Source organism: Frankia sp. CgMI4 (assembly GCF_001756285.1).
In the GTDB taxonomy this organism is placed as follows: Bacteria; Actinomycetota; Actinomycetes; order Frankiales; family Frankiaceae; genus Frankia; species Frankia casuarinae.
On sequence record NZ_MAQZ01000085.1, the window covers coordinates 1 to 14,238 of the forward strand.

The following is a 14,238-nucleotide window of genomic DNA, read 5'->3' on the forward strand; positions in this document are numbered from 1 at the left end:
CTCGCCCCAGGCTGACGCGGAAGCCTGCTTGCAGGTGCAAGCGGGATGAACGTGCAGATCAGGCGTTGCTACGACGTACTACTTGCGTAGGCGTTCACCACCCACGAGAGCCCGGCGGCGGAGAACCCCAGGTCCTGGCCGATGGAGGGCAGGGCCACGTTCACGATGGAGGTGTCGATCACGATGGCGAGGGCGCCGGTGCAGAGCACCAGCAGGGCCCACTGCYGTTCACGCAGGCTGCRGTAGCGGCTCACGATCAGGCGCCGCGACTGGACGGTCTCGTTCAGGCTCCCGAACGAGTCGCCCTTCGGCTGGAAGATGCTCACTGAGCTGCCACCTCGGCCATCGCACCGTCCATCCCGCCCATGGCACCGCCCGGCTGGACCATGCAACCGCCCATCCCGGCCCCCATCCCGGCCGTAGCACCGTCCTGCTGGGCGTCGGCAGGATCAGGCAGCCCACCACCGCCGCGCACGACCGGGTGGGTCATCGGGATCGGGGGCAGGGCCAGGGCGTGCATCCGCCCGCTGCGCACCAGCAACCGGCGCCAGTCCGACGGGTCGAGCGGCACCAGGGTGTGCCGGTGACGGCGGGTGGCGTCGATCGTGGTCGCCCGGGCGGACGACCGGTGTCCGCCGGCCGCCTCGATCGTGGCGATCCGTTCGGAGCCGAAGTTGATCGGCAGGGCGGTGCTGAACTCCTGCGCGCTCACCGCGAACCAGTCGTCGGTGTCCTGCTTGATGYCGTCGGCCAGGCCGCGTATGGCCTGCTCGTGGGGCACTCCGGCGTCCCGGGCCTCCCAGTACAGCTTGACGCGGTGCCCGTGACCGATCATGCCCGTGATGGCGCCGCCGCTGGTGAGGAAATGGCCGTTGCCGAAGGTGTCCCCGGCGACGACCCCGTTGGCCGCGACCTGGGCGTCCACCCCGGCCCGCTCGACCAGGCTGAACAGCTTCGGACCRTACGGCATCTGGATCCTCTCCAGTTCCGACACYGGCATCTCGCAGATCTGCGAGACCTGGTCCAGGTAGAACTCCCGCATCAGGTGCTGGACGCCGGCCCGGTACTGCTTGGACTTGCGGTAGGTACCGGGCGGCACCAGGCCGGACAGGATCGGGTCGAACGTCTTGTAGTCGGGAACCTGCACCAGGATCCAGCCGACCTCGGCGTCGTCCTCATGCCCCACCGCGATCTGCCGCACCCAGTACTCGTTGCCCTCCTTGTCGAAGTCGGAGGCGATCCTGCGCCGCAGCCGGCCGTCGACCAGCACCTCCAGCAGGCCGGCGAGGTAGTCGGCCTGCGCCACGACCGGCCCGCGGCCGTCGTGGTGGTCCACCAGCACGTCCTCCTGCCTGAAGCCTAGGCGGTCGGCGTCGGTGCTGTTGAAACCCTGCGCGATCATGAACAGCTCGGGAATCCCGATGTCGATCACCTTGCTGCCCGGCACCCGCACGCGGTGGAACCTGCCGTTGTAGTCCAGCTCCCTTACCTGCTCGATGCGGATGGACTTGCGACCGCCGGAGGCGTCCCCGAATCCCTCCTCGCGGCGCAGCCACTTCAGATAGCCCGCGTCGCTCCCGGTCCCGGTGGTGACCACCCGGTGGGACAGGAACAACCGCACCCGCGGCGTGACGCCCCGGGCCAGGTCCATCCGCTCGACCCCTTCGAGGTAGCGGCGCATCAGCACCATCACCTCGGAGGCCGCGCTCTGGAACGTGGAGGGCCCCTCCAGCGCCTCGAGGGTGCTGCGCCCCACCCGGGTGGGGTCGGGCCGGCGCGGGGGCTCCGGCGGCGTCAGCACGGTCACCGTGCGGTGYGGCTTCCCGTCCTTCCAACGGTCGTCGATGAACTCGGTGTGGAAGATCCGGCCGCCGATCCGCGCGGGCTCGCCGACCAGYGCGTCCAGGAATCCGCTGACCACCTCGTCGGCCGTGACGGCGCCGGCGGGCGTGTCCGGCCGGTAGAAGCACTCGGCCAGGATGAACAGGCTCCCGTCGCCCCGGCGGGGGATACCCGCCTCGCCGTAGCGCTCGAGCATCATCTGGTCGATCAGGCCGAGGTGGTGGTAAAGGTCCTCGCGAATGTTCCAGTGCACGCCCAGCGAGGGGTCACCCCGCAGCTCGACGCCCACCACCCGCCGGCCCAGGGCCAGCGACCAGAGCATTCCCATCATGTTGGTGGCGCCCAGGCCGAGGGCCAGGAAGTCGGGATTGAGGACTCCGGTGGTGTCATCGGCCAGGCCCGTGTCCTGGACGGTCTCGTCCAGCCGGGCCCAGGCCTGCCGCCGGGGAACAAAAGAGTTCAGGACACGACGAACGTCCACGCCCATAATTCCTCCATGACAATCTGCCAGATCGAGGTTCAAGAGCGCGGAGCGCGCCTCCACGGACGGCCGACAGCCAGAAGGTCCGTGGAGCGTTTACCGCCAACCGGTCCGCCCCAGCCAACTTGGTCCCGACGGTACCTACGCCTCGAATCGAACGTCAAGGGCGCCGTCTTCTACGCGACACCGGGACCCTACCGATCCCGCCCGCCCACCAGGCTCTTTCAGCCGACGTTCGGGCCGGTGCCACCATGATGCCCGAGCGCATCAGTCCCGACCCGAGATGGTTGCAGGAGAAAAAATGGTGGACGTTTCGCTCCCCGCTGGCTACCGTGCCAAAGGAGAAGGACGTGCTTCGGGTGGACCGACGTGGGGGGGCAATGACACGGAGCGCCAATGACACGGGGGCCAAGAATGACGTGGGGGCCGATGTGGCCGGCGGCATCGCGATCTGGGACCGTTTCCCCCCGACCCAGAGAATGGTCATCAACTACACTCTGACCTGCAATCTTGCGTGCGATCACTGCATTGTGGAGTCGAATCCGACCCGCCGGGAGCGGCTGACCCTCGACGAGGTCCGGTCCGTACTCGAGCAGGGGCAGCGCACCGGGAAGCGACACGTCACCTTCAGCGGGGGCGAGGTCTTCCTCTACCCACAGGTCATGTGCCAGGYCATCGCCCACGGCGTCCGGCTCGGCTATGTCGTCGACGTGGAGTCCAACGCCTTCTGGGCCCGCAACCCCGCCCAGGCCGAGGCCAGACTGCGGCCCTTCGTCGAGGCCGGCATCCACGGCCTGTCCCTCAGCGCGGACGTCCACCACATGCGGTACTTCCCCGTGGAGCGACCGATCAACGCCGCCCGGGCGGCCCGGGCCAGCGGCCTGGCCACCGAGATCCAGTTCTGCACCTCGGCCGACGAACAGGCCGACGAGCAGATCAGGGCGGCCCTGATCGCGGCCGGCGAGCCGTTCGTGGTGCTCGAGCTGCTCGATCGGGGCCGCGCCCGGGAGATGCACCGGATCTGGCGGGGACGTCCGGTCACCGAGCTGCCCGACTGCGACGATCTGACCACCACCGTGCACGCCACCGGTGACGCCTATGCATGCTGCCAGCTCGACATCGGCGTCGACGACATGAAGCGGACGCCGGTGTTCCTGGGGCCCGTGCGCGGCCCGGGATCGGACCCGGCGGAGCAGGCCCGGCGGGAACGGCTCGTGCACGCCTTCCACGACCCGCAGTCCCCAGCCTACTTCCGGACCATGGTCGCCGAGGATCCGCAGTTCCAGGACCTCGCCGACGCGCGGTTCACCAACATCTGCGATTTCTGCCTGCGGGCCCTGAGCGACCCGGCCCGGGTGGCGGCCCTGGAACGGGTGCTCGCCCGGGCCGGACGGACCGCGTGCTGATCACACCGTCCCGGATCCGGGTGCCCGAGGACGTCCTGACCGGACTGCGGCAGCGGATCGCGCGGGTGCGCTGGCCGCAACCGGCCCCCGGCCCGGCCTGGTCCCAGGGCACCGACCTGGCGTTCCTCCAGGGAATGCTCGCCGACTGGGCCACCTTCGACTGGCGTGCGGCCGAGGAGAGAATCAACGGCGGGTACGACCAGTTCGTCGCCGAGGTGTCCGGGCTGCGGGTGCACTACGTCCATCATCGGGTGCCGGGGGCCGACGGTCCGCCGGTCATCCTGACCCACGGCTGGCCGAGCAGCTTCGTGGAGATGCTCCCGCTCGTCGACCGCCTGCGCGACCCCGCGGCGTACGGCATCGACGCTCCCGCGCGGGATGTCGTCGCCGTGTCCCTGCCCGGGTATCCCTTCTCCGAGCGTCCGGCCGGGGAACACACGCTGCGGGACACCGCGCGTGTCTGGCACGACCTGATGACCGGGCTCGGCTATCCCCGGTACCTGGCCGCGGGCAGCGACTTCGGTTCCGGGGTCAGCACCTTCCTGGCACTCGACCATCCCGACACGGTGGCCGGGCTGTACCTGACCGATCTCGAACTCGACCCCGTCCTGGACCCGGCCGTCGACCCGACACCGCTGYCCCCGGCCGAGCGTGCGTATCTGGACGCCGGCGAACGGTGGTCGCTGACCGAAGGCGGCTATCACGCGATCGCGTCCACCCGGCCCCAGACCCTCGCGTACGGGCTGACCGACTCGCCCGCCGGGCTGGCCGCATGGCTGCTGGAGAAGTGGCGTGCCTGGTCGGACTGCRCCGAAGGCCGGGTGCCCCGAGTGTCCCGGGAGTTCCTGCTGACCACGCTCACGCTCTACTGGGCCACCGGTTGCGTCGGGAGCACGCTGCGCGACTTCCACGACAACCGCCAGGTCCAGGAGGGCATGACGGTCGGTGACCGGGTCCTCGCCCCCACCGCGTTCGGGCGTTTCGGGAACGGCCTGGATGACCTTCGCCCGCCCCCGCCCGAGTTCGTCGGACGGCTGTGCCGCGTGGTGCGCTCCACGGTGCACGACGAGGGCGGGCACTTCCCCGCGGTGGAGGTTCCCGACCGGCTCGCCGCCGACATGCTCGCCTTCTTCGCCGAATGCTGACCCTCGGATCCCGCGCGGGGATGACCGGATGGCCCGGCCCGGCGGCCCGGCGCACCACCTTCCCGCGTCCGGACCGCGGCATCCTCCCACTACAGGCCGTGCAGTGACAGGACGTGCAGTGACAGGACGTGCAGCGCCTCCCGGCGGGCCTGGGCATCGGAGGGGTGGGGACGCCCGGTCGTGACGCTGTCCGGCGAACGTCCGTCGGGCAGCACCTTCCAGGGCGCCAGGTTGTGGAGACGGGAACTTCGTGTGAGCGGACGATCCCGCCGCCCCACACCCCCACCGCTCGCGCCCCGGGAGAGCCCGGGGCCGGGYTGGTCACCCGCGGCCGGGTGCCKGTGGCGGCCGTGGCCTCGTGACGGGTGCCGTATCCGCGGTCCGTTTTCATGGTCCGCCGCCGAACGGCCGACAGTAGTGTTCCGGGGATGGAACAGCGCGATCGTGACCTTCCGGACCTACCGTCGGCGCCGATCCCGCTGTCACCGTGAGCGACGGCGGTTCAGGCCGGTCGGATCCGCCGGATCCCGCGGACGGCGAGGCGGCTTCGGGGGTTCGGGGCACCCATCTGGTCAGCGCAGGCGCCGTCACGGCGCTGGTCGGGTTCGCGAGCACGGCCGTCGTGGTGCTGGCCGGGCTGCGGGCGGTCGGGGCGGACCCCGCGCAGGCAGCCTCGGGCCTGCTTGCCGTCACCGTCACCCAGGCGCTCGGGACGCTGTGGCTCAGCCGCCGGCACCGGATGCCGATCCTGCTCGCCTGGTCGACGCCGGGCGCGGCGCTACTCGCCTCGACCGGCGCGGTCGACGGTGGCTGGGCGGCGGCGGTCGGGGCCTTCGCGGTCTCGGCGGCCTGATCCTGCTGACCGCGCTGTGGCCCCGCCTCGGGACGCTCATCGCCGCGATCCCAGCGCCGATCGCGCAGGCGATGCTCGCCGGTGTCCTGCTCTCGCTGTGCCTCGTGCCCGTCCACGGGCTGGTGGACCATCCGGCGCTCGTCGCGCCGGAGGTCGTGGTGTGGCTGGTGCTGCTGCGGGTCGCGCCGCGCTGGGCGGTGCCGGCGGCGTTCGCCGCCGCGGTGGTGGCGGTCGGGATCTGGTTCGGCCGGCACGGCGGGCCCGACAGGCCGCTGCTGCCCCGGGTCGCGCTGACGGCACCGACGCTGAACTGGGCGTCGATGCTCTCGCTCGCGGTTCCGCTCTACGTCGTCACGATGGCCTCGCAGAACGTGCCGGGTGTCGCGGTGCTGTCCTCCTACGGGTATGCGGTCCCCTGGCGGGAGGCGATGACGGTGACCGGGGTCGGCACCGTTCTCGGCGCGTTCGCCGGCGGCCACGCGATCAACCTGGCCGCGATCACCGCGGCGCTCGCCGCGAGCCCCGACGCGCACCCCGACCCGCGACGACGCTGGGTCGTCGCCCACCTCGCCGCCTGGACCTTCCTCGCCCTCGCCCTGCTGTCCACGCTCCTGGTGACGGTCGCGGCCGCCGCCCCCACCGGCGTCACCACGGCCCTCGCGGGCCTCGCCCTCGTCGGCACACTCGCCTCGGCGCTGACGTCGGCCCTGGCCGACCCGGCCGAGCGGCAGGCCGCGGTCGTCACCTTCGTCGTCGCGGCCAGCGGCGTCACCCTCGCCCGCGTCGGCGCCGCCTTCTGGGCCCTCGCCGCCGGCCTCCTCGTCCGCGCCGCCCTGCGCCGCGGCCCCACCCCCGCCGGTGCCCCCGCGCAACGCTGACCGGCACCCTCCCGGACCGCAGCCCGCGGGGCAGGGCATCTCACGTCTGCCGGGGCGCCGGTGTCGGCCACGGTCAGGCGCCGTGTCCCGGAGCTTCCGGGCCGAGCGGCGGGCGGGTCAYGGGAGGCTCCAGTCGACCGGCTCGGCACCCTGGCGGCGCGGGAGGTCGTTGGCCCGGCTGAACGGCCGGGACCCGAAGAAGCCCCGGTCGGCCGACCGCGGTGACGGGTGGGCGGACTCGATGGTYGCGGCACCGTCCAGGAACGGCCGCAGGCTGCGGGCCTCGGCACCCCACAGGATCGCGACCAGCGGCCTGCCCCGCCCGGCCAGCGCCCGGATGGCCTGTTCGGTGACCGGCTCCCAGCCTTTGCCCCGGTGCGAGCCCGGGCTGGCGCGGCGCCGTCGTCAGCGCCCGGTTCAGCAGCAGCACCCCCTGGCGCGTCCAGCCGGTCAGGTCGCCGGTCGAGGGCCTCGGCACGCCGACGTCCGCGCACAGCTCCTGGAAGATGTTCAGCAGACTGCCCGRCAGCCGGCGCACCTCGGGTGCCACCGCAAAGCTGTAGCCGATGGCCATTCCCGGGGTCGGGTAGGGATCCTGTCCGACGATCAGCACCCGCACGTCGTCGAACGGCTGCTGGAAGGCCCGCAGGACATGCGGGCCGGCCGGCAGGTAGCCGCGCCCGGCGGCGATCTCCGCCCGCAGGAAGTCGCCCATGGCGCTGATCTGCCCCGCCACCGGTTCGAGGGCATGCGCCCAGCCTGGCTCGACAAGGTCCCGCAGTGGTTGCGCCGGCATGGCCGGCCATGCCTACTGCGCACCACCGACCGCCCCTGCCTACGCCCCACCGCGGCCGAACTTCCAGCCGGGAATGTCGCCGATGGCCGATGGCCGATGGCGTGGTGGCGTGGTGGCCGGTGGCGTGGTGGCCGATGAGGCGGCGGGTGTCCCGTGCTGTCCCGGGGCCCGGGGAGGCCCGCTGCGCCGTCGGCCGGGTGGCGCCGTCGGGCGTGGTGGCGCTCGGCGGTGCCGGCTGTCCCCGCGGGGGCCGGGTCGCAGAGGCCGGGTCGCAGAGGCCGGGTCGCAGAGGCCGGGTCGCAGAGGCCGGGTCCGCGGGGGCCGGGTCGCAAAGGCCGGGTCCTCGACGTGGGCGCGTTTCCCGCCGCCGGCCGTCAGGCCGGTTTCGACGCGACACCCTCGTAGGCGAAGCCGACCAGGGCAGTTCCGGCCATCGGGTATGTCCTGGCCGACTCCAGGGTCAGCCCGGACCGCCCAGCGCACCTTCGCCACCCAGCCGGGCGTCGTGTAGTCGACGACGGCATCGGCCCCGAACTCGACCGCGACGTCCRCCTTCGCGGGACTGCCCACGGCAGCAATCACGGTCGCGGCCCCGGCAGCCTTGGCCCGCTGCACCAGAAGCGAGCCGATCCTGCCCGCCGCCGCAGTGATCAGAGCGGACTCGTCGGGCCGGACCTGGATGGCCGACACCAGGCCGACGGCGATGGCGCCGGCCTGGAACACCGCCACAGCGGACCCGAGGGTGAGCCCCTCGGGCACCTCGTAGACGCTGTCGGCCTCGGCCAGGGCCAGCTCCGCGTACCCGCCGGTCATCCCAGCCGTGCTCGCCACCACCCGCTTGCCGGTCAGCGACGAATCGACGTCCGGTCCGACGGCGGCGACCYGGCCGCCAACCTCCAGGCCCGGGATGTACGGCTTCGGAAACGGATACCGGCCGGACCGCACGATGACGTCGCCGTAGCCGACCCCGGCCACCTCGACAGCGACCAGCACCTCGCCGACCGACGGCTTGGGATCCTCGATTTCCTCGACCCGCGGGACCCCCGGCGGGCCGAACTCCCGCACCCCCGGGACGAGTGAAGCGATGGCGCCACGCTGATCCGCGACATCCAACCGTGCCAAGATCGTCTCGCACGGCTTGTAACAAATGACTGGGAGGGCCAAAATTGGTCCTGTCGACCTGTCGGGACGCTCAGAAAGCCAGGTCATCCCAGGTGATGGTGATCGGGATGGGGTTGGTGATTTCCGGTGGTCCGCCGGCCTCGTCTTTCATGAGGGTGCCGAGGTGTTTGTAGAGCATGCTGGCGCGGTCGAGGGCGTAGCGTTCGATGCTGGTGACGCCGTCGTTGTCGAGTCGGATGATCCAGTAGTGCTGGATGCCGGCGCGGGCGTATTCGCCGAGCTTGTCGGTGGTGTCCTGGGTCTCTGAGCCGGGCGAGACGATCTCGATGACGAGCAGGGCGTGTTCGGCGCGGAGCCGTTCGCCGCGGTCACGATCGAGGCAGCGGTAAAGGATGACGTCGGGCCGGCGGTTGAGCAGGGGGATGTCGCGGAGCCGCAGGTCGACGTCGTTGTTGACCGTCAGGCAGCCGTACCGGCCTGACTTCAYGGCGTTCCGGGCGTGCCGCTCCAGCAGGTTGGCGAGCCGCCGTCCCGCGGTCTGGTGGTCCGGGGCGGGAGCCTCACAGAAGATGATGTAACCGTCGACGATCTCGATCGACCGGGCGATCTCCTCCGACAGCGCCTCGTACTCGGCTGCCGTCACGCGCGCGGGCTGCGGGCGCAGGTCGCGCAGCCAGCTGTCCTCTGGCAAGGCCGTCGTCACCATCGCCTCCCGRGCGGATGAGTCGTCACGCGTCCAAGACGTCGGTGGGACGCGACCATCCGATCCCAGCGTAGATCCTGGGCTCGCGTGGACGCGCATCGCAAGGCAACGCGACCGCGTCGAAGCCGCAGCCGCCGTCGGGGCGCCCCTCCGCGGCAGGGCCGTGCCCCGGACCGGCCACGGCCGCGCCGGTCTGTGACCACCGCTGGGTGGTGTGATCTCCTCGACAGGATTGCAACCAGACGGATCTCTGTACAGAGGAGTATTCGACGTTCACGGTCGCGCGTGACGTGCGTCGATGCAGCTCAGCACACCGCATAGCCGGATAGTCCTCATAATCCTCCGGTCGTGGGTTCGAGCCCCACCAATTTTTTGATCATTCCTCCGACCTGGGTGGATGCGGTTTACGATCTATCCCTTTGAGATCCAGGGCTGTGGAACGATCCTGGTCAGGACCTCGACAGGTGGTCCGAGYCCCGCCTGGACGACCAAACCCGCAGGTAGATGCCCAGATCTAGGGCCGCCGGGGCTTCTGTCGAGCAAGGTCATCCCGCGCCGCCGCGCCCGCACTCGAGACCGGGAAGTGGATCCCTCCGTCAAGGTCACCCGCCGTCCAAGGTCGGCGCGGGGATCACGGAGCGTGCCCGTGCAGGGTCGTCAGATGCCTGCGGCAGGCCATGAACCCACTCATCCTCTGATGACTCTGCGTGTACATCGGCGTCCACGAGTTCCGTCGCTGTGGCTCGACTGATCGCGCGGCCACACCACGCGGAGTGCAGGCCGTTTCGCCCCATGCGTGGCTTTCGGGGCACATCAAAGGACCACGCATGGGGCGCCGATGCTTCTCACCGTGACCAGCGGCGGTGACGTGATTCATCTGGCTCGCGCGGTGGACTCGGCGTCATCTGGCCGGGTGGAACATGGGGATGGGCCAGGCATGGTCCAGGGCGTGTAGTGGTTGGCGGGTAAGGATCGATCGGCTATGAGTCCGTCCGCTGGTAGGTGGTGGCCCTGCCTCTGCCGCCGAGTTGAAGGATCAGCCCGCGGCCGCGCAGGTTTCGCAGGGCCTTGCGGATGTTCGGAGCGGACAGCCCGAGCTCTTCGGCGAGGTCGCTGACTGTTCGTCCCTGACGGGTCAGGGCCTGGTAGACGCGACGCTCCGTGGCGCCCAGCGGGGGCTCGGCGGTTGCCACGGGCGTGGCGGTCGCGAACTGGTGGAGGATGACGGTGAACCGGATGCCGCTGTCCACGTAGTGGGCTGACGGCAGGCCACAGTCGGCGAGAGCCTCGGTGACGGTGGGAATCCCGCTGGCGAGGGCTTCGATAACCCGAGCTCCGGTCTGCGCAGAGCGGACGTGCTGGCAGATCGCGACCAGGCTGGCGTTGCGGGCGGAGGTCACCGCGTCGCGTCCGAGCCGGTCGACGGTGATGCCGTACAGGCCGCCGGGATTGGTCACTACCAGGCGGTCCCGCAGAAGCCGCACTTCGACGGCCAGCCCGGCGGACCAGTGATCGAGGTCGCGGTGGATCAGCGCGTTGGCGACCAGCTCACGGAAGGCGACGAGTGGGTAGATCGGACGGTCACGAACGCTGCCGTCCATCTCGGCGACGATGGCGGTGTCGAAGGTATGTCGGGCCCAGAGCAGCGCCGCGTCGAGCATCCGCGGGACCGGTCCGCTGATGGTGACCTGGTTGCGGGCCCGCGTTGCGGCGGAGCCGGTGGGCAAGGGCTGCGCGGCGGCTTGGATGACGTAGCGAGGGAACCACTGTTGGGGATGGACCCCGAGAGCGAGCAGTCCCGCGACAGTTGGCTGCCCGCCATCCATCGTGACCCCAGCCCRGCGTAGGAGCTCGGTGTCGTCGGGAAAACGGCCGAGCCCGGCCGGGTCGCGTTCGCGGACAGCGAGTAGARAAGCATCGACGAGTTCGGTGTCCAGCTCGTCGATGGTGGCGTCCTCGACAGGTGAACGGTCGAACAGCGGTGGCTGGCGAGCGGCCAGGAACCCCTGTTCCTCCACGTCAGACAGGGCGTAGTCGCCGTCGTAGCCACGTAGGTACGCCCTGCCGGTCGCGGTGACGCGACAGGGCTTGGTCGACCGGTCGCACTCCTGGACCTGCGCAACCACGACCGCGGCCCCGTCAACCTCCCCGTCTTCGATCGTGAGACGGACCGGCGGTGTGAATGCCCGGGCCCTGGCAGCCAGGCCCTGCTTGAGTACCTGCGGGTCGCTGAGCTCGACGGGGCGGAACCCGGCCCGCTCGTCGAGTCCCAGGATGATGGTCCCGCCCCCGGGCTGATTCGCCAGCGCGCTCAGCGTAGAGGTCAACGAGGCGGGTAACCCGCCGGCGGCAGACTTGACCTCCACCTCGGTGGTGTCGCCTCCCGCCGCGCGCAGGAAGGCGATCGTCTGGCTCACGTCACGTGGCACACCCAAATGTAACCACGACGGAGTTACATTTGGCGTGTGGCGGTTACATTTGGCGGTTGTGRCTCGCGCCCCAAGATCGGAGAACATGGAAGATCGACGGCGGGACGGTCGACACTGRCTGCGAGGGGTACCGACCGGCCGCCCTCCCCTCGATCGCAGGAAGGTCGACGCGACCACGACGCCCAGCGGTCACGATCATCGGGCGGTCTGGAAACGGGCGGAACCGCCCGGCGTAGACGAGGAAGAGCTTGTCCGGGATCCGGGCCGGTGGGAGCCGCACGCCCCTTGCCGGATTGCGGATGATCCGGGTACGTCGGGCGGCCGGTTGACTCCACGACTCGTGACGCTATCCGATCATCACCCACCGGCCCGCGAACGCCACACGATCACCAAACAAGATCTACAAGGCCGCCGCGCAACCGACGTGAACAGCTACCCTGTGCCAGGTACGCAGCTTGCGTGGCCCGGTGGTAGGACCGTGGTTCTGGTCGTTCCTCAGTCGCAGCCTTTGAGCATCTCGTAGAGAACGGTCCAGTTCTCGGTGCCGCGGCCCGCGGTGACGGCCTGGTCGTAGTGCGCCTTGACGGCTTTGGGCAGCTRTGTGTCGATGCCGGCCTTCTCACTCGTCCACACGATGTGGTTCGCTGTGGCGCCCATCATCCGTGCCGTGCTGAGGTCGCCGGGGTGTTCGCCGGCCTCCAGGCGCCGGGCCAGGTCCCATCCGTCTCCGATCATCGTCGGGATGTCGGTGAGGGTGTTCAGCGCGCCGGGTAGGAAGTCGGCGGCYGGGACACCGGCGGCGGTGACGAGCGCGGTGGCGTGGAGCAGGCTTGACAGGGCGGTGAGGAAGACGTCGAGGTGCGCCTGGTAAAAGAGCTGGGCCAGGCCTGGGTCCTCCCCGAGGTACCGGGGCTCGCCGATCAGTCTGAGCGTCGGTTCGTGTATGTCGAATACCGCGCGGGGCCCRCTGTAGAACACATGTGCCCCTGGACCGCCGACGGCGGGAGCGGGCACCATGACGCCTCCTGTCACGAAGCTCGCTCCGTGTCTGGCCGCCCATCCCGCCGCATCCCGGGAGGCATCGGGGGTGTCCGAACTGAGGTTGACCAGGACCTTGCCGGCAAGGACAGCGGAGGGTCGCGAACTTTCGGCGACCGGGTCGAGGATGTCGTACATCGCCTGGTAGTCGGTGAGGCTGAGGATGGTCAGCTCGCTGGCGGCGACCGCGGCTGTCGCTGTGGGTGCCAGCGTGGCGCCCCTGACGATGAGGTCGTCGGCGCGCCCCTCGGTGCGGTTCCACACTGTCACCGGATGGCCGGACCGCAACAGGGACGCGGCCATTGCCCGACCCATCGGGCCAAGGCCGACGACCGTCACAGGAGACAGACCGCCCTCGCCGCTCATCGGGAGCTCCTGAGCTCTTCGAAGATGCGGGCGGTGCCCTGCTGGCCGTATCCGGCGGTAATCTGCCGGCGCACGATGTCGTGGACGGGCCGCAGCACCTCGACATTGACGCCCTGGTCCAGGCTGGCCGTCACCAGCGATTCCAGCGCGGCTTCGGTGAACTCGACCACAGAGTGCACCGACCGATGGTCAAGCAGGCAGGCGACGACCACCCCGCCGCCGATGATCGCCTCCTCGACGGTCTCGGCGACGGTGGCGCCACGATCGCCGAGAGCCCGTGCTCTGCCTGGAGTGTGGTTCCACACCACGGTTGGTCGGCCGGCGTCGAGAGTCGCGGCGGCGAGCGCGCTGCCCATCGCGCCCAAGCCCAGGAAGGTCGTACAGGTCGTCATGGATTGCCCTCGCTCCGCTCGGTGGTCTGACTGGCGTGCCGTCCCGACTCTCCGCCCGAACCTTCCCCACCGGCAAGTACCTACAATTTTGTTCAATACTTACCAGGAAGTAAGTGGCCAGCTGAGGCGAGGTTGAGGGTCTGATGGCGACGAGCGCGAGGCGCGGTCCCTACGTCTGCGGCATAGACGCCGGTATGGACGTGGTGTCAGGGAAGTGGAAGTCGCTGATCCTCTGGGAGCTGAACAACCACGGAACCCGGCGGTTCGGAGAGCTGCGGCGCGGCCTTCCCGGCGTCAGCGAGAAGATGCTCATCCAGCACCTGCGCGAGATGGAGGAGGACGCCCTGGTCCATCGCGAGGTGTATCGCCAGGTCCCGCCCCGGGTCGAGTACTCCCTCACCGAGCATGGCATCTCACTCAACGAGGCCCTCCGCCCGCTAGGCGAATGGGGGAAACGACGTTGCGAGCGCCTCGCCGTCGAGGACGCGCTCGAATCCGCGTAACCGGCCGCGCCTCGATCACCACGATCCCCACGATCATGGTGACGAGGCGGACCGGAGCCGCCGGAACCACCAGGTTTGCGGAACGCACGTTCGACTCGGATACGGATGGTGCCGGCTGGGCGGTCATCGGGCACCGCCGCTGGTCGGCGCCCGGGTCCCGACGGGCGAATGATGATTTCAGGACCCATCTGGGCGGCGTCCCTGCTGACCCCGCGGACCGCTCCGGTCGTGTCGCTGTCGCCATGGGCGTAGAGGGTGTATGGACGGCCGATCGTAGCTTCCAA

The 14,238-nt window shown here is 70.2% G+C and carries 9 protein-coding genes and 3 pseudogenes; 4 read left to right on the forward strand and 8 right to left on the reverse strand.

The features are described 5' to 3' along the window. Window positions 1-86: 86 nt before the first annotated feature. Both Manayef4_RS26085 and Manayef4_RS15930 read right to left on the reverse strand, forming a co-directional pair. A pseudogene (locus Manayef4_RS26085) lies at window positions 87-254 on the reverse strand (MFS transporter); the annotation flags it as partial. 68 nt (window positions 255-322) lie between these two features. Then, window positions 323-2,329 (reverse strand): hypothetical protein, encoded by a 2,007-nt coding sequence (locus tag Manayef4_RS15930; protein WP_070132108.1) that lies wholly within the window; start codon window positions 2,327-2,329, stop codon window positions 323-325. A 413-nt stretch (window positions 2,330-2,742) separates the two neighbouring features. Between Manayef4_RS15930 and Manayef4_RS25410 the strand changes: the two genes are divergently transcribed. The 3 genes and pseudogenes from Manayef4_RS25410 to Manayef4_RS15945 all read left to right on the forward strand — a co-directional run bounded on the left by Manayef4_RS25410 (window position 2,743) and on the right by Manayef4_RS15945 (window position 6,605). Further along, window positions 2,743-3,729, forward strand: a complete 987-nt coding sequence (locus Manayef4_RS25410) for a radical SAM protein (protein ID WP_217494126.1) — start codon at window positions 2,743-2,745, stop codon at window positions 3,727-3,729. Then, on the forward strand, window positions 3,723-4,874 hold the full coding sequence (locus Manayef4_RS15940; protein WP_070132110.1) for an epoxide hydrolase family protein: 1,152 nt from the start codon (window positions 3,723-3,725) through the stop codon (window positions 4,872-4,874). Before Manayef4_RS25410 ends, Manayef4_RS15940 begins: the two co-directional genes overlap by 7 nt. Before the next feature lie 568 nt (window positions 4,875-5,442). Beyond that, window positions 5,443-6,605 (forward strand): annotated as a pseudogene (locus Manayef4_RS15945) (benzoate/H(+) symporter BenE family transporter). A 117-nt stretch (window positions 6,606-6,722) separates the two neighbouring features. Here the strand turns inward: Manayef4_RS15945 and Manayef4_RS26725 are convergent. The 6 genes and pseudogenes from Manayef4_RS26725 to Manayef4_RS15980 all read right to left on the reverse strand — a co-directional run bounded on the left by Manayef4_RS26725 (window position 6,723) and on the right by Manayef4_RS15980 (window position 13,451). Further along, window positions 6,723-7,401, reverse strand: a pseudogene (locus Manayef4_RS26725) (uracil-DNA glycosylase). Between the two features lie 39 nt (window positions 7,402-7,440). Further along, window positions 7,441-8,514, reverse strand: coding sequence for a zinc-binding dehydrogenase (locus Manayef4_RS15955; protein ID WP_070132111.1), 1,074 nt, complete (start codon window positions 8,512-8,514; stop codon window positions 7,441-7,443). Between the two features lie 79 nt (window positions 8,515-8,593). Continuing rightward, on the reverse strand, window positions 8,594-9,214 hold the full coding sequence (locus Manayef4_RS15960; protein ID WP_254665686.1) for a Uma2 family endonuclease: 621 nt from the start codon (window positions 9,212-9,214) through the stop codon (window positions 8,594-8,596). A gap of 992 nt (window positions 9,215-10,206) precedes the next feature. After that, a complete protein-coding gene (locus Manayef4_RS15965) occupies window positions 10,207-11,643 on the reverse strand; it encodes an ATP-binding protein (protein ID WP_070132113.1) in 1,437 nt (478 codons plus the stop codon). 507 nt (window positions 11,644-12,150) lie between these two features. Further along, window positions 12,151-13,059 (reverse strand): NAD(P)-binding domain-containing protein, encoded by a 909-nt coding sequence (locus tag Manayef4_RS15975; protein WP_070132115.1) that lies wholly within the window; start codon window positions 13,057-13,059, stop codon window positions 12,151-12,153. Continuing rightward, the gene (locus Manayef4_RS15980; RefSeq protein ID WP_011437678.1) at window positions 13,056-13,451 is read right to left on the reverse strand and encodes an NAD(P)-binding domain-containing protein; all 396 of its coding nucleotides are present in this window, start codon (window positions 13,449-13,451) and stop codon (window positions 13,056-13,058) included. Before Manayef4_RS15980 ends, Manayef4_RS15975 begins: the two co-directional genes overlap by 4 nt. Window positions 13,452-13,594: 143 nt before the next feature. On the opposite strand from Manayef4_RS15980, the gene Manayef4_RS15985 reads away from it, so the two are divergent. Continuing rightward, window positions 13,595-13,954, forward strand: a complete 360-nt coding sequence (locus tag Manayef4_RS15985) for a helix-turn-helix domain-containing protein (RefSeq protein WP_011437677.1) — start codon at window positions 13,595-13,597, stop codon at window positions 13,952-13,954. The last annotated feature ends 284 nt before the right edge of the window (window positions 13,955-14,238 follow it).